At 32.1% G+C, this 20103-nt stretch carries 19 protein-coding genes; 14 read left to right on the top strand and 5 right to left on the bottom strand.

What is annotated here, in order from left to right; translation table 11 throughout:
* The first annotated feature begins 214 nt into the window (after positions 1-214).
* The 7 genes from ACOQOS_RS17400 to ACOQOS_RS17370 all read left to right on the top strand — a co-directional run bounded on the left by ACOQOS_RS17400 (position 215) and on the right by ACOQOS_RS17370 (position 7806).
* Positions 215-1072: a nucleotidyltransferase domain-containing protein gene (locus ACOQOS_RS17400; protein WP_420571747.1), complete on the top strand. Its 858-nt coding sequence runs from the start codon at positions 215-217 to the stop codon at positions 1070-1072.
* Complete coding sequence (locus ACOQOS_RS17395) at positions 1065-2528, top strand: B12-binding domain-containing radical SAM protein (RefSeq protein ID WP_420571746.1); 1464 nt, start codon at positions 1065-1067, stop codon at positions 2526-2528. Before ACOQOS_RS17400 ends, ACOQOS_RS17395 begins: the two co-directional genes overlap by 8 nt.
* Complete coding sequence (locus ACOQOS_RS17390; protein WP_420571745.1) at positions 2521-3303, top strand: class I SAM-dependent methyltransferase; 783 nt, start codon at positions 2521-2523, stop codon at positions 3301-3303. Before ACOQOS_RS17395 ends, ACOQOS_RS17390 begins: the two co-directional genes overlap by 8 nt.
* A 137-nt stretch (positions 3304-3440) precedes the next feature.
* The gene (locus ACOQOS_RS17385; RefSeq protein WP_420571744.1) at positions 3441-4826 is read left to right on the top strand and encodes a B12-binding domain-containing radical SAM protein; all 1386 of its coding nucleotides are present in this window, start codon (positions 3441-3443) and stop codon (positions 4824-4826) included.
* Positions 4823-5575, top strand: coding sequence for a methyltransferase domain-containing protein (locus ACOQOS_RS17380; protein WP_420571743.1), 753 nt, complete (start codon positions 4823-4825; stop codon positions 5573-5575). The genes ACOQOS_RS17385 and ACOQOS_RS17380 overlap by 4 nt, the downstream gene beginning before the upstream one ends.
* A 4-nt stretch (positions 5576-5579) precedes the next feature.
* Positions 5580-6683 carry an SGNH/GDSL hydrolase family protein gene (locus tag ACOQOS_RS17375; protein ID WP_420571742.1) on the top strand — a complete coding sequence of 368 codons (1104 nt, stop codon included), beginning with the start codon at positions 5580-5582 and terminating at the stop codon, positions 6681-6683.
* Positions 6684-6711: 28 nt separating this feature from the next.
* Positions 6712-7806, top strand: coding sequence for an SGNH/GDSL hydrolase family protein (locus ACOQOS_RS17370; RefSeq protein ID WP_420571741.1), 1095 nt, complete (start codon positions 6712-6714; stop codon positions 7804-7806).
* Positions 7807-7970: 164 nt separating this feature from the next.
* Here ACOQOS_RS17370 and ACOQOS_RS17365 read toward each other — a convergent pair whose 3' ends face one another.
* Positions 7971-9389, bottom strand: coding sequence for a B12-binding domain-containing radical SAM protein (locus ACOQOS_RS17365; protein WP_420571740.1), 1419 nt, complete (start codon positions 9387-9389; stop codon positions 7971-7973).
* 32 nt (positions 9390-9421) lie between these two features.
* Positions 9422-10162 (bottom strand): glycosyltransferase family 2 protein, encoded by a 741-nt coding sequence (locus tag ACOQOS_RS17360; RefSeq protein ID WP_420571739.1) that lies wholly within the window; start codon positions 10160-10162, stop codon positions 9422-9424.
* Between the two features lie 170 nt (positions 10163-10332).
* On the opposite strand from ACOQOS_RS17360, the gene ACOQOS_RS17355 reads away from it, so the two are divergent.
* From ACOQOS_RS17355 to ACOQOS_RS17330, 6 genes are all read left to right on the top strand, one after another.
* Positions 10333-11697 carry an ArnT family glycosyltransferase gene (locus tag ACOQOS_RS17355; protein ID WP_420571738.1) on the top strand — a complete coding sequence of 455 codons (1365 nt, stop codon included), beginning with the start codon at positions 10333-10335 and terminating at the stop codon, positions 11695-11697.
* A gap of 62 nt (positions 11698-11759) precedes the next feature.
* Positions 11760-12737 (top strand): polysaccharide deacetylase family protein, encoded by a 978-nt coding sequence (locus tag ACOQOS_RS17350; RefSeq protein WP_420571737.1) that lies wholly within the window; start codon positions 11760-11762, stop codon positions 12735-12737.
* A gap of 7 nt (positions 12738-12744) precedes the next feature.
* Positions 12745-13671, top strand: a complete 927-nt coding sequence (locus ACOQOS_RS17345; protein ID WP_420571736.1) for a GNAT family N-acetyltransferase — start codon at positions 12745-12747, stop codon at positions 13669-13671.
* Entirely contained in the window at positions 13672-14532 is an 861-nt protein-coding gene (locus ACOQOS_RS17340; protein ID WP_420571735.1) for an FkbM family methyltransferase, read from the top strand.
* Between the two features lie 185 nt (positions 14533-14717).
* Positions 14718-15767 carry a glycosyltransferase family 4 protein gene (locus ACOQOS_RS17335; RefSeq protein WP_420571734.1) on the top strand — a complete coding sequence of 350 codons (1050 nt, stop codon included), beginning with the start codon at positions 14718-14720 and terminating at the stop codon, positions 15765-15767.
* Positions 15760-16899 (top strand): lipopolysaccharide biosynthesis protein, encoded by a 1140-nt coding sequence (locus ACOQOS_RS17330; protein ID WP_420571733.1) that lies wholly within the window; start codon positions 15760-15762, stop codon positions 16897-16899. Before ACOQOS_RS17335 ends, ACOQOS_RS17330 begins: the two co-directional genes overlap by 8 nt.
* 58 nt (positions 16900-16957) lie before the next feature.
* Here ACOQOS_RS17330 and ACOQOS_RS17325 read toward each other — a convergent pair whose 3' ends face one another.
* From ACOQOS_RS17325 to ACOQOS_RS17315, 3 genes are all read right to left on the bottom strand, one after another.
* Entirely contained in the window at positions 16958-17791 is an 834-nt protein-coding gene (locus ACOQOS_RS17325) for a 2OG-Fe(II) oxygenase (RefSeq protein ID WP_420571732.1), read from the bottom strand.
* A 157-nt stretch (positions 17792-17948) separates the two neighbouring features.
* Positions 17949-18203, bottom strand: coding sequence for a hypothetical protein (locus ACOQOS_RS17320; protein ID WP_420571731.1), 255 nt, complete (start codon positions 18201-18203; stop codon positions 17949-17951).
* Between the two features lie 211 nt (positions 18204-18414).
* Positions 18415-18657 (bottom strand): hypothetical protein, encoded by a 243-nt coding sequence (locus tag ACOQOS_RS17315; RefSeq protein WP_420571730.1) that lies wholly within the window; start codon positions 18655-18657, stop codon positions 18415-18417.
* Between the two features lie 456 nt (positions 18658-19113).
* Here ACOQOS_RS17315 and ACOQOS_RS17310 point away from each other — a divergent pair, with 456 nt between their 5' ends.
* Complete coding sequence (locus tag ACOQOS_RS17310) at positions 19114-20094, top strand: SGNH/GDSL hydrolase family protein (RefSeq protein ID WP_420571729.1); 981 nt, start codon at positions 19114-19116, stop codon at positions 20092-20094.
* Positions 20095-20103 lie beyond the last annotated feature (9 nt).

The raw sequence follows: 20103 nt of genomic DNA, 5'->3' as shown, positions 1-20103 counted from the left end.
ATTGATTGTTATAAAAGTAATAAACCTTGTAAAATTACGTCAATAATTAGTTAAAAATTAACAGTTATTAAGAAATGTCATAAATAAAAACTCTTATGTTTTTTATGGTCTATACGTACCATTACGTATATATTTTTAATTACATTTGAGTTGAAAATAAAAAATAGTGAGCGCCTTAAAAACCATATTATATTTTTCCCTCTTTAAATACCCATTGACGAGAACCGAAATTTTTCAGTTTTCTGATATTACAGATCAAAAAGAAATTGATAGTGAAATTGATTTGCTATTGAAAAAAGGCGTCATTTTTAATTTTGATGGTTTTTATATTGATGTAAATAATCCTGATCGCATAGAACGAAGATTGAAAGGAAATGAAATGGCAAGAAACATAATGCCAAAGGCTATAAAAGTTTCTAGGAAAATAGCCAAATTTCCATATGTAAAAGGCGTATGTTTATCGGGGGCATTGTCAAAAGGATTTTATGACGATGATGGTGATTTTGATTTCTTTATTATCACCAAACCTAATCGTTTATGGATTGCGAGAACTTTGCTTGTATTGTATAAGAAAGTATTTCTACTCAACTCAAAAAAATACTTTTGTGTCAATTATTTCATCAGTACCGATAAATTAGAGATTTCGGAGCAAAATCTTTTTACAGCTACAGAGATTGCTACACTTATTCCTTTGTATGGTACTGACACTTTTAAAGCTTTTTGGGAAGCTAATAATTGGTCACATCCATATTTCCCCAATAAACCTGCTCACAAGTTGAGTACCATTCGAGAAACGGAAAAAAGTACTTTGTCTAAATTTATTCAAAAGATTTTCGATGGTTCTCTAGGTTTAAAAGTCGATATGTTTTTACAGAAGCTGACAATTAAAAAGTGGAGAAGAAAATTTAGTCATTTGGCACAAGAAGATTTCAATATTGCAATGAAATCTACAAGACATGTATCAAAACATCATCCACAAAACTATCAGAACAAAGTGATCAAACGTTTAACCGAACGCTATGCAGAAGTTGTAAAACAGTACAATTTGAAATATCCTAAAGAAAATGCTTGATATTGTTTTTTCACATTCTTACTATTATAAGTTTGATGCCAAGCAATGGAAAAATCAAACGCCATATCCTCCATTAGGAACTTTATATGCTGCTTCTTATTTACGTGAAAACGATTATAAAGTTGGTGTATTTGATGCAAATTTATTAGATGATCCCAAAACAATTAAACCGTATTTAGAAACACAAAAACCAAGTGTGTTTGTTTTGTATGATGACGGTTTTAATTATTTAACAAAGATGTGCTTAACCACTATGCGTGAAGCCGCTTTTGAAATGATTACAATTGCAAAAAATCTAGATTGTAAAATTATTGTTTGCAGTTCAGATTCTACAGACCATTATGAAAAATATTTGGCTGCAGGCGCAGATTTTGTCATTCAAGGTGAAGGAGAAATTTCATTAAAAGAATTGGTAGATGCTTTATCAAAAAATGAAGATACTTCGCAAATCAAAGGACTCGTTTTCAAAAAAGGTGACGAGTTTGTAAAAAATCCAAAACATCCTGTACTGCGGAATTTAGATGAATTACCAATGCCAGCATGGGATTTGATTGATATTGAACCCTACAGAAAAATTTGGAAAGATGGCGGAAATGAATTCACTCTAAACATGGCAACAACTCGTGGTTGTCCGTTTAAATGTAATTGGTGTGCAAAACCTATTTATGGAAACCGTTACAATTCTCACTCACCAGAATACATCACAAAACACATAAAATATTTAAGTGAAACCTATGGTGTCAATCGCTTTTGGATGTGTGATGATATTTTTGGTTTAAAACCAAATTGGGTTCAAAACTTTAATAAAGAACTTAAAAAAGAACAACTTTCCATTTCCTATTATATACAAAGTCGTGTCGATTTATTATTAAAAGAAGATACGATTGAAGCTTTAGCAGAAAGCGGATTAGAGGAAGTTTGGGTTGGCGCTGAAAGTGGTTCACAAGCTATCTTGGATGCCATGGATAAAGAAACCAAAGTAGAACAAATTTATGAAGCGACACGCTTATTACAAGAGAAAAACGTACGTGTTGCCTTTTTTATTCAGTTTGGTTATTTGGAAGAAACCAAAGAAGATATTCAGAAAACAATTGATATGATTAAGGAGTTGGTTCCTGATAATATTGGAGTTTCAGTTTCTTATCCACTTCCTGGAACTAAATTTTACGATAAAGTCAAAGATGATCTAAAGTTAAAAGCAAATTGGACAGATTCTGATGATTTAGCTATGATGTTTAAAGGAACATACAACACTCAGTTTTATCGAAAATTACAACGCTATGTTCATAAAGAATTTCGTAAAAGTCAAGCCGTAAAAAATTTCAAGAAGTTTTTCAAAAATCCATTTTCGGTTACCAAAACAGAATTACGATCTATGATTTTGTTTGGCTATTATGTGCCTTCTGCTTTTTTAGATAAGATTCAACTTAAAAATATGGAGAATACCAATGCATAGTGATTTTGACGCAGCAGCACCGCAATATGATGACATTTTCACATATTCTAATATTGGAAAAGCACAACGAAAACTCGTTTTCAAATACATCAATCCCATCATTCAACGAGACAAAAAGCTGTCTATTTTAGAATTGAATTGTGGAACTGGCGCAGATGCTATCGAATTTGCAAAACTAGATCATGAAGTCATTGCTACCGATATTTCTGCTGGAATGATTGAAGTAGCTAAAGTAAAAGAACATCCAAAGAATCTTCAATTCAAAGTACAAGACATCAATACGATCACGAAAGATACTTTCAATAAAAAGTTTGATTTTATCTTTTCTGATTTTGGAGGAATTAACTGTTTATCAGAAGAACAACTAGAAGCATTTTTTAAAACTGCATCCAATTTATTGCTTCCCAATGGAAAAATGGCAATTGTGTTGATGCCTAAAAACTGTCTTTGGGAACGTTTATACTTTACCTTAAAAGGTGATAAAACAAAAGCTACACGAAGAAATACTACCGAAAGCGTAGTCGCTAATGTTGATGGTATTGGCGTAGAAACTTGGTATTACAATCCAAAAGACGTTTCTGCAGCAGCGAAAGATTATTTCAGCACAAGAAAAGTAAAACCCATTGGTGTTACCATTCCGCCATCATATTTAGAACAATCGTTTGTGGCTAAGTTTCCAATGCTGAATATTTTTAGAGGTTTAGACTCTATTTTAACTTCTTCTTCCTTAGCCAAATACGCAGATCACTTTTTGATTACTCTTGAAAAAAAATGACACCTATTTATTGCTGATTCTAAATAAGCAAATACGTTTCATCAAACTTTACAAGTCAAGAAAACATCTTTATATTTACATAATCGTTTCAAAAACGAATAAACTGACAGACAAAAACAATAGCCTTAGCCAAAACAATGAGCATCATTCTCACACATACCTATTATCTTTTTGAAGATGAGAAAGAGCAAAGCATCATGCGTCCGTATGCACCGCTAGGTTTGTTGTATATTTCTTCGTACTTGAATGAAAATAAAGTAGAAAATCATGTGTACGATTCTACTTTTTATTCAAAAGAAGAACAGTTGCGTTTTATTGAACAAAAACAACCAAAAGCTATTGCAATATATACCAACTTAATGACGAAGATTAATGTAATTAAGTTGATCAACATTCTAAAAACCGATGAAATATATGGTTTTCCTAAAGTAATTTTGGGCGGACCAGATATTACATATAACTGCGAAAATTACCTGAACACTGGCGCTGATTTTTTAATTATTGGTGAAGGTGAACAGACTACATTAGAATTGTATCAATCAATTATAAATGATTCCAATTTTAGTGAAATTCATGGGATTGCTTATTTAGAAAATGGTGAAGTTGTAAAAACACCTGCGCGAATGCGCATGAAAAGCTTGAAGGAATTACCATTGCCGAATAGAGCTGCGATTCCTGTAGAGAAATATTTAAACACTTGGAAAACTCATCACGGAAAAAGTTCAATGACGGTAAGTACACAACGTGGTTGCCCATATACGTGCAAATGGTGTAGCACAGCAGTTTACGGACAAAGTTATCGAAGACGTCCGCCAGATATGGTAGCTACAGAATTGAAAATGTTGAAAGAAACCTATCAACCAGATAGTATTTGGTTTGTAGATGATGTTTTTAGTGTAAGTCATAAGTGGATTGAAAAATTCCATGAAGAAGTGATCAAGCAAGATGCTATCATTCCGTTTGAATGTATTACACGTGCAGAACGTTTAAATGATCATATTTTACAATTATTAAAAGAAGCTGGTTGTTTCCGAATTTGGATTGGTGCTGAAAGTGGTTCACAGAAAATCATTGATGCTATGGATCGTCGTGTGGATGTAGATGTTGTAAAAACTGCCATTCAAAAAACAAATGAATTAGGCATCGAAACTGGAACGTTTATCATGGTTGGATATCCTGGCGAAGATGAACAGGATATCAAAGAAACCATCGATTATCTGAAAGCTGCAAATCCAACACATTTTACAATTACAGTTGCATATCCTATCAAAGGAACATCTTTGTATACGGAAATTGAAGATAAAATCACTATTCAACCTGAATGGAATACATCTACAGATCGAGAAATAGATTTTACCCGAACATATTCGCGAAAATTTTACGATTTTGCAGTTCGTCGAATTGTAAACGAAGTCAACTATAACAAAGAATTACTCAAAGGGAAAAATAGAAGTTTACTAACATCCTTAAAATTAAAAACAAAATCGATGTTAGCTCATACAGGAATGAAACTATACAAATGATATTAGATTTTAGCCGTATTACACAACAAAAAAATGTCTATTATTTGACACCAGAAGATACTGGTTTCTCTGAACATTATCTTGCAGTTCGCGAAAAAGAAAATCGCGTACTTATAGATGCAGAAGTTAGAAAATTACCATATATAGAACGTGACGAATGGCCTTATCGTACAAAATCTACAGAACGTTTTTTAGCATATATTGATACGAAAAAAAATCCTTTACATATTTTAACGATTGGTTGCGGAAATGGTTGGTTTTCTAATAAAATAGCAGAAGTTTCTGAGGAAAATAAAATTATTGGTTTAGATGTAAACCGAGAAGAATTGGAACAAGCAGCCAGTATTTTTCGGAAAAAGAATTTACATTTTGTGTATGCTGATATTTTTAAAGTTTCAGAAAAATTCACAAATGTTTTTGATATAATTACGCTAAATGGCGCAATTCAATATTTTGAAGATTTTGAAGGATTAATCGATCTATTAAAATCATTTTTAACCAAAAACGGAGAAATTCATATCATTGATAGTCCTTTTTATAAAACTGAAGAAGTCTATGCCGCAAAAGAACGTACCAAAGCATACTATACCGAATTAGGCGTTCCAGAAATGGCAAAACATTATCACGCTCACAACATACAATTAGTCGATAATTTTGATAACTTATATACGTACAAGCGAAATATAATTCATAAGATTCTAGGCAAAAAAGATTCGCCATTTTCGTGGTATCGATTCATCAAAAAATAATCAAATGAGGCGCAAGGAGCTTTTCAAAAAAATAAAATACTACTTTATTTCCACGGTAATTATACTTGTGTTGGCTGAAATAATTCTTTCGTTGTCAAATATTTTTCCGAATGATTATTATACCAATACACCAAATACCAGCCATAAATACGATGAAAATCCAAGCGGTATAGATGGAATTTCAGGATTTTATGAGATCGCTTTTGATGCATTAGGTTCACGATCTGTTTCCGATTATTCAAAAGCAGCGCATAAGATTGTCGCTTTTGGTGGAAGTACAACGATTTGTTCTGTATTATCCCAAGAAAAAACTTGGACAGCTTTACTTGATAAAAAACTAGGAGGTTCTTATTGGGTTGGAAATTTTGCTAGAAGTGGACATAGTAGTAATCATCATGTACTACAATTTCAACACATTTTGGATAAACCTGAATTAAAAGATGCAGAAATAGCATTAATTTTGGTTGGAGTAAATGATTGTAGAGGATATTTAATTTCTCAGGAAAAGTATATGTATATGCCAGAATTAAACATTAAAAGAATGGCTTTTAGGCATGTGCCGAATTCTGAATTACCATTTCCTAAGAATCTAACCTTATTTAAACTTGCAAAACAAGCAGAACAACGAATTTCTTTACTCACACAAAAGAGAAGACCGATTGATTATTTGGAGCAGTTTGAAAATACATCAGAACCTCTTACAAAACTTCCAGATTTAACCGCTGGTTTAAATCATTATGAAAACAATTTAAAGAAGATTATAGCAGAAGCGAAAAAGCGAAATATTTCAGTAATTTTCATCACGCAACCAACAATTTGGCAAAAAAACTTGTCCGACAAATACAAAACTTTGCTCGCTGCAAGAGCGCACTATAATAAAACTCCATTGTACACTGGTGAAGCCTTGGATGAAATTATGACGACTTTCAACAAACGCTTAATCACAGTTTGCAATCGATATAATATTCCTGTGATTGATTTACAATTACCAAAAAATCAAACTATCTTTTATGACGATATGCACTTTAATGAACCTGGTGCAGAAGTAGTTGCTGAAAAAGTGTATCGTTTTTTAAAGCAAAACAACCATGTGTTAACTAATGAATAACACAGTAGATAAATAAAAAATAAACCGTATGAAAACCTTTTTAAGAAAGCTATTATATTTTTCAGCATTTACTTTTATATTCTTAGTGATTGCTGAACTGATACTTTCATGGATACAAATTTTCCCTACTGATTATTATACGAATACACCAAACTCAGATTTTGTCTGGGAGATTAATGCTAATGAAATTACAGGAATTCATCAAGATTCTGAGGTTTCTTTTGACGAATTGGGCGCGCGTTCTATTTCTAATTATGAAGATGCCAACCATAAAATTGTTGTTTTTGGAGGAAGTACTACAGCTTGTTTTGCTTTGACACAAGGAAAAACATGGTCCGCTTTATTAGAAAAAAAATTAGGTGATACATATTGGGTTGGAAATTTTGGGAGACCAGGAAATAGTAGTAATCATCATACACTACAATTCCAACACATGCTAGAAAAACCGGAATTGAATGATACAAAAACAGTACTCATCATGCAAGGTGTCAACGATTTTGTTGCCTATTTGATTTCTTCAGAAAGGTATTTAAATTCACCTGAAAGAAAACTAAAAAAGTTTGCCTTTCAACACGTTCCAGATGATCATTTACCTTTTTACAAGCAATTTACATTGTATAAATTAGCTTCAAGAGCGAAAAAGAATCTTAACTTTTATTTAAACCATAAAGATCATTTAACAAAAACAGTTCTAAGCATTAAAGAGTTAAAAAAACAATCAAAAATTATTGAAGAACTACCTGATTTAACTGCTGGCTTGAATCATTATGAACAGAATATCAGAAATTTAATTACTCAAGCAAAGAAAAAAAACATCAATCTCGTGTTTGTAACACAAGCTACAATGTGGAAACCAAATTTAGAACCAAAGTATGAGGAATTGATGCTTACAAGTGGTTTTCAAAATAATGAAGCTTTCTACAGTACTGAAGCTTTATATGGCGGTATGGAAATTTTTAATGAGCGTTTAAAAATGGTATGTAAACAACAAAATATTCCATGTATTGATTTACAACTTCCTAAGACGACCGCATCTTTTTATGATGATTTTCACTTCAACGAATCTGGTGCCGAATTAACCGCAGAACAAATTTCTAAATACCTAAAAACTATCTTAGAGTAATAAAACTAGGAATTCAGAGTACTTCTCGATACAATTTTCTTCCAGAAAATCACTCGAAGTGACGTTATAGTTATCAAATCAGTAAAATAAGACAACAAGCAAAGCGATCCAAAAGCGAAGCAACCAAAAAGCGAAGCAACCCAAAAGCAAAGCAACCCAAAAAACTAAGCTAACTGCTGTTTCTTAAAGAATTTATCGACAATTTTCTTTTCTAATGGAACACTAAAGTATTTGTGCTTGCAACGCCATCTAGCTAATAATTGTAATGGCTTATAAATCCACTTTTGATTTGAATAAGCAAACTTCAAATAGAACTTAAATTTCTCAAAGAAATCATATTTTTCAGCACTTACCCAAGGACCTGAAGAACCTACAAAATCAAAATCTGACCATTCGTGAACAGTTTCCGGAAGTTTATATCCTTCTTTCACCACATTATCAGTAATGGTCGTTCCTGGATATGGTTTAAAGTAGAAAATTGGCGTATGAAAATTAGGATGCATACTGTTCAAATCGAGCGCTACTTTGACCGTTTCTTCAATACTTTTGTCTGTTTCTTCTGGGAAACCAACAATAAACGGAAACTGTACAGCAATACCTAAATCTTTGCAACGTTCGGCACACATATACACTTGCTCTACCTTGATGTCTTTCTTTAACCAATTCATCATTTCTTGTGAACCAGATTCTACACCAATTAACAAACGTCTTAATCCTGATTTTGCACAGGTTTTAAAATCTTCTACCGACATTCTTGAACCTTGATCGGCACGCATAGTTGCTGCCCAAGTAAAATTCAAGCCTCTTTCAATCATACGCTCCGAAATCTCTATCACACGATCTCTATATGTGAAATAGGTTTCATCTTGAAGATTTAAATCGGTAAACTGATATTTTTCATGAAGTTCTGCTAATTTATTCACCATAATCTCTGGCGAAATAGCGGTCCATTTTCTGTTATATACAAAAGGATCTGCACAAAAAGTACATCTAAAATAACAACCTGTTGAAGAAATATAATCCAGTTGTCTTCTTCCTTTCTTTTCAAAATACTTTTCTACATCAATCAATTCATAATTGATATCAGCAAAAGTATCCATTGCCACAATAACACGCGGCGGATTTTTTATAATTTCGTCTTCATCATTTCGGTAGCAAATTCCTTTCACACCCGAAACATCTCCTGTAGTAGCATATGCTTCTACCAACTCTTTAAACGTATCTTCTCCTTGTCCTTGTGCGGTAACATCAATACAAATCTCATCTTTTAAAGTTTGTTTTGGAAATAATGAGGTATGCCATCCGCCCCAAATTACAGGAATATCTTTGCGCATCTTTTTTACAGCCTGCGTTACCGATAAAGCATCTTTAATAGGTCTTCCCGTCAATACAGTTGTCCCAAAACACAAAGCTTCGTCAATATGTTTTTGAATCGTTTCTAATGGATTTTCATCAATACGACCATCTACAATAATAACTTCATACTTTTCTGGGTCCAATACAGAACCAATTGCCAATAAAGCAAGTGGCATGTCAAAAAATACAGCTATTGGATTGTACAATAAGATTTTACGCTTTTTCAAAATGGGCAATTATTTTGTTATAAATATACTGACTATTTAAATATTTGGAATGACTTTATTTTCTTTTTATGTAAAAAATATTGAATGGAAACCTTCAACACGCCTAAACCATAAGTGACACTTCGTTGAAAATTAATAGATGAGCTTTCGCTAGAATAGGTAGTTGGACATGTAATTTCAGCAATCTCAAAACCTTTATTGAAGATTTGACACAGCATTTGGTTGTCAAAAATAAAATCGTCTGAATTGTATTCTAAAGCCAAAGAATTCAATACTTCTTTTGAAAATGCTCTGAATCCTGTATGATATTCAGACAATTTCTGACCGATCACAATATTTTGAAACAAGGTCAAAAAGCGATTTGCAATATACTTATACATTGGCATTCCACCTCGCAAAGCTCCTTTTCCTAAAATTCGCGATCCCATCACAACAGGATACACATCATTGGCAATCAAATACGCCATTGAGTGAATCAATTTTGGAGTATATTGATAATCAGGATGTAGCATCACTACAATATCGCCGTTTAGCGATAAAGCTTTTTTATAACAGCTTTTCTGATTTGCACCATATCCTTTATTCTGATCGTGTTTAATAATATGTTCAATCCCTAATTCTTTAGCAACACGCAATGTTTCATCGGTACTATTATCATCTACCAAAACCACTTCATCGACAATATCAAACGGAATTTCGCTGTATGTTTTTTGCAGCGTTTCCGAAGCATTGTATGCTGGAAGTACGATAATTACTTTTTTTGAATTGATCATATGTTTTGACTTGATTGTGTATTAAAACACAAAAAATATTGGTAATTTTTTACGATCGACAATTTAACAACTATATTTATATACGCAAAACAAAATTACCTTTGAAACCATCTAAATTAACCACTTTTTTTTACCAGAATTTAACGCTTTTTTTCATTCCGATTCTCCTTATGTTTATATTGAGAATATTTGGTTTTGATGGTTTGTATGGTCAAGATTCTTACGAATATTTACGCTACACAAATGCAATTCAGGAATATATAAGCAACGGCGTACATCCTGGAAATTATTTTTGGCCAGTTTTATATTCCACTTTAGGAAGCATCCTAGGTTTCTTTTTGGGTAGTGCATTGGCTTTGCAACTTATAAGTTGTTTAAGTTTTTCAATTGCCTGTATTTACATATTAAAAACAATTCGGTTGTTGTATCCGAATGCTCAATCTCGTTTTTTTTATGTATTGATTTTTGGAATATTTTGTCCATTTCTACTAAAAATGGGATTCATTGTAATGTCGGATGCACTTGCATTACTTTTTGTAGTATTATCGTTTTATTTCTTTTTTAAATCCTATTACAAAAACACAAGTCTCGCCCCTATTTTTATTTTTGCAACATGCGCTCTCATGACGCGTTATGCGTCGTTATTTATTACTTTTCCAATCATAGCATATAGTTTGTATTTGGTTTGCAAACGGAAAAAATTTTTACAACTTATCGCGGCAAGTGTATTAAGCATTTTAGTTTCTATTCCGTTTCTCATTTTTCAATGGAATGCACTATTTGAAGCAACTACAAATCCATTTTTGCAAACTTGGTCAATTGCTAATTATTTTAAATCAAGTTTTACTACAGGAGATGGCACTACAAGCTATCTATTTCCAAATTTGGTTTATACATTGTATTTATTTTTTCATCCTGGATTTATCTTTTTGGGAAGTATATTAAGCTTAATAATACTCAAAAATTACAAATCACTTTTTACGTTTCATCAAAAAACACTTTTGATTTGTAGTGGTTTGTATATTTTATTTTTGGCGGGAATTCCTTTTCAAAATCCGCGTGTACTCGGATTAGTTTTTCCATGCATATTAATAGGCTTGTTTCCAGCTTTCGTACAATTGATACAACTCAAACATATAAAACAACTTGTCATTTCAATCGGAATATTTTTTATAGCCTTACAAATGTTCTTTTTCAGCATGACATTCAAGTTGATTTTTGAACGCGCAATTATTGAAAAGGAATTAACAAATATGATAAAACCATATGAAGGGAATACTTTATATAGTTTTGATGTAGATTTGGCAATGCAAGGTCGCGGGTTAGATTTTGACTATAAGAATATGTTTTTAGAACGCTATAAAAATTTTCAAACAAACGACTTGATTTTGTTTGATCCTGCGCGTTATGAAAAACAATGGAAAGACAAAAATCCTATGTTAAATTGGGAATTTATAGAACAAAATTATCAATTAAAAATACTAGAGACACATCCGAAAGGTTGGAAATTGTATCAAATTGAAACTAAAAAGTAATAAAGACATCTCGACTCCGCTCGATGTGACACAACTAAAATACTAGAAACGAAATGCTTTGGATGCGTATCAAATATCGGCTAGGATTACTCTACAAAACCCTGTTATTCAAACTTGGTTTTGGAAAGTTTTTATTGAAAGATCGTTATGGTGAACGGATTTTAGTGTATCACGGAATTGACGCCATTGGAGAGACCAAATATAACAGTCGTTTTATATCTAAGGTGTTTTTTGAAGAATTTATCAAGCATATTACAACACATTACAACGTTATTTCTTTGGATGATTTCTATCAGAAAAAATTTAAAAAAGACACACTCAATATTGCTCTTACTTTTGATGACGGTTATTTGAATAATTATACATATGCAGTCCCTATTTTAGAAAAATATAATGTTCCTGCATGCTTTTACATCACAACAATTCATGAAAAAGCACCGTATTTATGGGCAGATTTTTTAGATATCGTTTCATATCATACTGATAAGGAAGAAGTCATTTTAGAACGAAATTTGTATCAAAAAAATAATAAAAACGAATTTATCTGGAATGGAATTTCCATGAAAAATGTTGCCAAAGTACTACCATACGATGTTTTAAAAATGATTTATGAAATCTTTAAAGACGATTGGGAAGCACTTCCTCCAAAAAAATACGAAGAATATTGGATGTTAATGAATGCGCAACAAATCAAAGAAATTGCAGACAATCCATTGTTTACGATTGGCGCGCATGGCGAAACACATGCGAGTTTGGTTGATATTCCATTGAAAGAAGCCAAAAAAGAAATTTTGAATAGCAAACAACAATTAGAAGCCATCTGCGATCAACCGATTACAGAATTTGCTTTTCCATTTGGTTATTACAATCTAGATTTAGCTGAATATTGCACAGAAATCGGATTTAAAAGACTATTATTGGTAGATTACAATATAAAAGAAGACGCAAAAAATGAAGCATGGAAAAATCGTTTTGTGATGAATCCGTATATTTCTTTAGAACAACAATTGGCTTGTTTATTAAAAGGTTCTTACTTTTAGAAAATATATGCTATACAAAGAAATATATCGTCTCAAGCGTGTGGATAACAATGATTTTCCAGCAATCAAAGAGCTTTTCTGGAAAGTTTTTAAAAAGAAAGTTACGCTTTCCTATTTACAAAACAAGTACAATACCTCATATGTAGGTGTAAATTATATTTGTAGCATTGCGTATTGTGACGATATTCCTGTAGCATTTTACGGTGCCATTCCACAAAAATTCAAGAACAACGAACGTGAAATTTATGTAGCACATGCCTGCGATTCGTACACATTACCAAACCATCAGCGGAAAGGTTTACATTATGAGTTAGCAAAGTTTGCTTATGAAATCATGAAGGAAAACGACATGAAATATGTATATGCATTTCATAGCGAAAATACGTATTACAGTACTAAAAAACTAGGTTGGAAAGAACACGAACATATGCAACGGTTTCATATAAAAACACGTGCGCTTCCTATTGGAAAAGTACTGAACAAACTTCGTTGGACAAATTTCTACGATGTTTTTTTTACACAAAAAGTTTCTGAAGAAGCCATCGCAAAACTCACTAGCGAACACAAAGAAAAATATCGTTTAAAGTTTACGAATGATTTTATCAAATATAAAAATAGTTTCAAAAGTCATTACTGTATAGAAATAGATGATTGTGTGTTTTGGCTAAAAATTCAGGCAATTATTCATGTTGGGAAATTTTATGCTCCATCTGCGGAAGCATTACAAAAAGCAATCAAAAAGCTAAAACGAAAAGCATTTTTCTTAGGCATTACCGAATTACTTTTTCAAGTTGATGCAGATTCTACCATGGCGAAACAGCTTCAGACAATTACGCAACCTAGAGAATCTTGGCTAGTTGGTTATTTAGATTTTGATCCAGAAATCGACTTAAAAGATTTTATATTTACGTATTCAGATTTAGACACATTTTAGATGCAAATACAGCTTAAAAATCATACATTTCAGGTGGATCCTGGGCAAAATAAACATTATTGGAGTTATATTAATTCCATTGATTGGGAACCACATACGTTTGCAATTTTTGATCATTTTGTCAATGAAAATTCTGTGGTTCTAGATGTTGGTTCGTGGAGTGGCGTGTTGACATTGTATGCCGCAAAAACTGCGAAAGAAGTACATGCACTCGATCCCGATCCTGTGTGTTTTAGTGAGTTAAATAATAATGTTGAGTTAAATCCAGCTATAGCTGATAAAATAAAGACGTATCAAACAGCAATTTCTGCACAAAAAGAAACGGTTCGTTTGTCTGCACGCGAAACGTATGGCGCTTCATCGAGTAGTATTTTAGAACGCAAACGCGACACTGAGAATTCTTTAGAGTTAGAAACCATTTCATTGGTTAATTTTATAGAAAAAGAACAAATTCAACAGGTAGATTTTATTAAAATGGATGTAGAAGGTGCCGAGTTTAAAATTTTACCAACTATTGGAAAAGCCTTAGAAAAAATGAGGTTTCCAACATTATATGTTTCGTTTCATTATAGTTTTTTGAATGAGAACTTGTATCACAAGAATATTCCTTCGGTATTTTTGAATAAATTATTGATGCGACTAGAAAATACGTTTGGCTTTTCATTGTATAAAAATAGAATTCGTAAGGAAATCGCAAATTTATATGATGATTTAAAAGCATATACATACATTTATAAAAGTGATGGGACACAAATTTCTTTTGACGATTTACAACGCAAACCTGAATTGATTAAAGAAACAGATTTAGTATTTACGAATGTGGAGTGGCCTACTTCGGCTCCGCTCAGTGTGCCAAAGTAGTAATAACAAAACGTCAGTTCGAGTGTTTTATCGTAATAAAATGAAGATAAAATATATCGAGAATATTTTAAAATCAAGAGCTGTTCTCGATACATTTTTCTGTCTATCTTGAACCGATATGGCAGAAAAACACTCGAACTGACGTTAAAAAAATAATAAGATTTCCGCGTAAGCAGAAACTAGAAATGAAAAAAAACAACCAACATATCGTATTCTTAACACCAGGTTTTACGCCGTCTGAAAGTAATTCTACGATCATTCCTGCGTTGCAAGTATTTTTAAAAAGTATGCGAAATGCCTTGCCAAAAGCTAAATTGACAATCTTAACGTTTCAGTTTCCTTTTTCAGAAGAAATATACGATTGGCACGGTATTGAAGTGATTCCGCTGAACGGACAAAATAGACGTCTCAAAAAATTGCGAACATGGCGCAAAGCAAAAAAAACATTAAAAAAACTCCACAAAGCACAGAAAATTGATCTCATTCATAGTTTTTGGATTGGCGAATGCTCTTATATAGGAGAAAAGTTTGCAAAAAAACACAAGATAAAACACATTGTAACCGTAATGGGACAAGATGCTGCTATCAAAAACTCCTATGGTAATTGCTTGATGGAATCAGCGACAAAAATTGTCACGCTTTCAGAAAATCATCAAAAAGAATTGAAAGCCAATTATGCATTAAAATCAGTGATCATTCCATGGCATTTGGATATTTCTGAGTTTCCAGCATTGCAAGAAAATACGATTGATATTTTAGCGGTTGGTTCTATAAACATGGTTAAAAATTATTCCGACTTTCTCGATGTTATTTCCGATTTATCAAAAAACCATAAAAACCTCAACGTAGCTATTCTTGGTGATGGAGAAATAAGACCTAAAATTGAAAGGAAAATTCAAAATTTACAATTAGAAAATACGATTACCTTACTTGGTCACTTACCGCGATCTATTGTATTTGAAAAAATGGCACAATCCAACATTTTACTGCATACAAGCATGTATGAATCGTTTGGATTTGTGTTTTTAGAAGCTCTTTATTCTGGAATGCAGATTGTTTCATACAATGTTGGATTGGCAAAAGCTTCTAAAAATTGGCATGTTTGCGAACACAAGGTAGAATTGATTGAAGCATGTTCAGCATTATTAAACTCAAAAAACATACAAAAAGAACGCATTACATTGAGTTCGGAAGACGAAACTATCAACGCTTATTTATCTTTGTATCATGCGTAAATTGATCACCATAGGAGTCAATACAATTCAAGGATTTGCGAGTCCTGCATTCAACTTTTTGATTGTAGTTTTTGGCGTGAAATTCTTTGGAAAATCAGATTGGGCAAGTTTGATTAATGTGATGATATGGGTATTTTTTGTTTCCTTTTTATTTGGTTGGGGAAATCGTGAGCATTTATTACGAAAGTACAGCGAAGTACCTGCCAAGATGTATCATGCTTTTTTTAGCAATTTTTTATCGCGTTGTTTGTTGTTGCCTTTCTCATTTCTTTTACTATTATTTTTCCCAACAGCAATTGCATTTTGGGCAATTGTACTTGTCATACTAACATTTACCTATTCGTCTCTAAATACCTTGGTTGTATACCATCAAAAATTTGCTGCACAATTAATAGCAGAATTTCTAGGTTTTGCCATTATTTTTGGAAGCATTATTTATCATGAAAGTTTTAATTTGGAAACTTTTTTACAATTATACACTATAGCATTTTTTGTAAAATTGATCGTATTAAGCTTGCAATTAAATTTTTGGAAAGAACCCTTTTCTGCCAAAATTTCCATTGAAGAATTTAAAACTGGACTGCCTTTTTTTATTCTAGGTTTAAGCGGTTGGCTAATTTCTAAAACAGATATTTATGTCGTAGATATTTACTTAGAAAAATCACAATTAGCCGAATATCAATTATTGATTACAGCTTTTTTAATGTTACAAGCTTTGGCTGCATATATTACAATTCCATTTACAAAACACGTTTATCGTGCATCAGAAGAAGTCGTACAAAAAATAAAATATAAACTCTATGCAATTTCTCTTCCATTGACGATTCTTGGCGGATTTGCCGTATGGTTTATCATGGAATATTTTGTAGAATTAGGCTTTACGTATGAATATTATGTTGTTGGTTCGTCTATAGCATTGCCTTGTTATTTTTACACTTTAAATATTATGGAATTGATGAAAAACCATCAAGAACGTACAATCATTTATATAAGCTTTTTAGTCATTTTTGTAAGCATTAGTTTGATTCTTTTGTTGATTGAAACTTATGAAATTCTTGGTGTATTGATTAGTGTTGCAAGTGCACAATGGGTAGTTTTATTAGCATATAAGTTACACCGAAAGTTTGCTTAAAAAACAAATTTGTATTGAAACATTATTGCCTGTCTACTATAAGTGAAGAAGATCTAAATTACTTTTTCCTTCTAAATAAATTCAGCACTTTGCTTATAAAATCATCATTGATACCTAAAGTTCCTTTCAGCCAAGTGTAGACTGCAATCATTTTTTTATCTAGCCAAATTAAAACAGACTTAAATCCGTCATTTGGGCGCGCACGATAGTTTGTAGATCGTCGTTTAAATGAACCTGTTTTTTCTTCTGTAAAGTAATAAAGTGCAATCGATTTTCGCGTTACATCTTCTGGGCAAGTTATTGGATCAGGAAAACCATGATATGAATCTTCATCTGTGTTAAAAATGACAATTCGGTTAAAGATCGGTTCAATTTTTACAGCGCATTTAGACATGTCTTTTTCCCAAAGTTCCAATGCGCCACCATAGGAATCTTTCCAGTCTTTATTGAGATATACTAGCACATTTACACGACGTCGCCATGTTTTTTTGTGCGGATGTACGGTAAAATCGGCATGAATATTTAAATAACCTCCATTCTCGCTTTGATGAATTCCTCCACCTTCTATTGTAGTATCTGGTAATAGATTTTCAATTCCTGTGAGTTGCTCTAAGTAGTTTATAAATTCAGGAGAATTTAGTTCTTTGATAATTCCATCACGAATAAACTCAGGAATCAACTCTAGTTTATTCAGTCCATGTTTTTTTTCGTTAACATGTACATAATGAATCCAACCTTCATCTTTGATTTTAGGAAAAACATTTAGCGCTTTTTCGGCTGCTTCTACTTCCAAACAATCATCAAGAATTATATGTGGATAAGGAGATGCCGATTGATATAAAGAAATATCATTGACTAATGTGGTTTTTCTTTTTGAGTAATCAAAAATCATTCGTTAGTTTTCATAGAATTATGCTCTAAAAGTACACAAAATATAAGATTTTGGGAGTCATTTATGATGCTTTTATTTTTTCCTTCTAAAAGTATGATAACACCCTAAAAAAGGGTGTTATCTATTCAAACTAACTATAATTTATTTTCCGAAACTACTATTCAGGAATACAACTATACTCAAGGTTTCCAACTGGACAAGGACCATAATGTGTTGTCCATGTACCACCTATTCCTAAAAATCCGCCTTCTTTTACTTCATAAGAACATTCGCAAGCTTGTGCTTGTCCTCCAGTATACCAGATATTACCTGTTCCTTGTAAATTTCTAATTCTTTTTCCTCCATTAATGGCGTGTTGTTGGCTTTTATTCAACTCTTGAACTCCATCCAAATCTAAAATGTTTTTTAACATGATATAAAGTTTTAAAATATGTAATTACTTGAACTTTTTATGACCGTCAAGTTTCAGTCTTACTTTCGCGAAAAGATTTTTTTACTAGTTGACTAGCTATGATTGAGTAAAGTTGAGATCATTAAATACTTATATTGAAGAATCCTATTTTAAAATAGCCGCCATGTATTTATATGGCGACTATTAAAGATTAAGTAACCAAAAATTCATGCTATGCTGGCGGCGGATCAAATGGACCAGGATAGTCACATTTACAGCTTTTTGCTCCTCCATGTGTTTTGCAAGCTTCGTCTTTTGCCGAACAGCCATACACAGTAATTAGAGAACCGTCATTACAAGTTGCCTTGCACGTATCTCCGCCGCCTGAATGCACCTTTCCGCCAAGAATGTTTTTTTGTTTGCTTTTCGTTAGAAGCATAATTCCTTCTAAATATGTAATGTTTTTTAGCATCATAAATAATTTAATTTGATTGAAATATTTGAACATTTAATGACCGTCAAAATTCAGTCAATCTCTTACTTTTGTCCTTTTTAATTGATGTTTTGAATGCTATCGAAAGTAATGTGAGAATGTAATGTAACAAAAGAAAGTATCCGTTGATTGTCGAATTACAGGCTACCCAAACACAACACAAAATTCTGAAAATCAATTATTTAAAATGTTTACCGTAAAGAAAATCACCATTTCTTTCAATTGGTACTAAAAAACTAAATTTGAAGGCTTTCGTGCATCATTAACAGTTCGTTAGTGATTTTCTAAAAGATGAAGATGTTTGTAACCTTTTTGATTGCAGTATATTTTTAGTTCCTTTGTTTACAAATTGTAATGATGAAAAAATTACGTCTGATACTTATTAATTTATCTGTGCTCCTTGGCTTGTTACTTATTGTGAGTATTATAGGGTACTTTATGGCTGTTCATAGAATTCAGTCGTTTTTTGAAATGACAGGCCCTAATCAGGTACACTATCTTAAAAAGGATTCCTTGGCAATGTTTGTTCATATTCCTGATATAAAGATTTATGACAATTGGGGAACGCCACAACAAAAACTAACTACCGAACGAAGAACAAATAATTTAGGCTTTAGGGAAGACGATGATATTGTTGAAAAACGAGCTAATGAATATCGTATTTTGGTCACTGGCGATTCGCATACTGACGGCGTTTTAAAACATAATCCACAATCGTTTGTAAATATTTGGGAAGAAAAACTAAATGCCTCCGATAGTGTTTCATATTATAATTGTATCAACGGTGGCGTTGGATATTATACGTTTCGAAATTATTTAGGCTTCTTAAAAAAATATACTTATTTAAAACCAGATATGTATATCATTAATGTATTTACAGGCAATGATTTTCGAGAAGCACCTGTTTTTGAAGATGATAGAACAAGTATCGGCAACGTATATAGAAATAGTTATACACGTTTTAAAAAGAGGTTTTATAGTGACGAAAAAAAGGCAATTCCTTTTACACAAGGCATCGAACAAACATTGTATTTTTATTCTTTCCCTAATGAAAAAGAAAAAGCTTTGCGTTTGACAAAAAAATATTTGTCAGAGATAAAAGAATTATGTGCGAAAGAGAATATTCAATTAGTTGTTACATTACTTCCTTCCAAAATAGAGACCAATACAGCATTTAAAACAAAAATTCAATCTTTATTTAATTTAGATGATGAAGAGATTCAAGTAAATGAGCAATTAACTAATGAGTTAATTTCTTGGTTGAATGCGGAAAAAATCGTCAACTTTAACCTAAAACCGCCATTAGAAAAAGCTACCGAAAAAGTGTATTGGGATCAAGATCTACATATCAATCCAAAAGCACATCAGATTATTGGTGAGTTTTTGTTTAAAACTATTGATTTAAAAAAATATAACTAGCTAATACAT

The organism is Kordia sp. (assembly GCF_965224175.1).
Lineage (GTDB): Bacteria > Bacteroidota > Bacteroidia > Flavobacteriales > Flavobacteriaceae > Kordia.
Note: the sequence above shows the minus strand (reverse complement) of the source record. Positions and strands in the feature narration are given on the sequence as shown.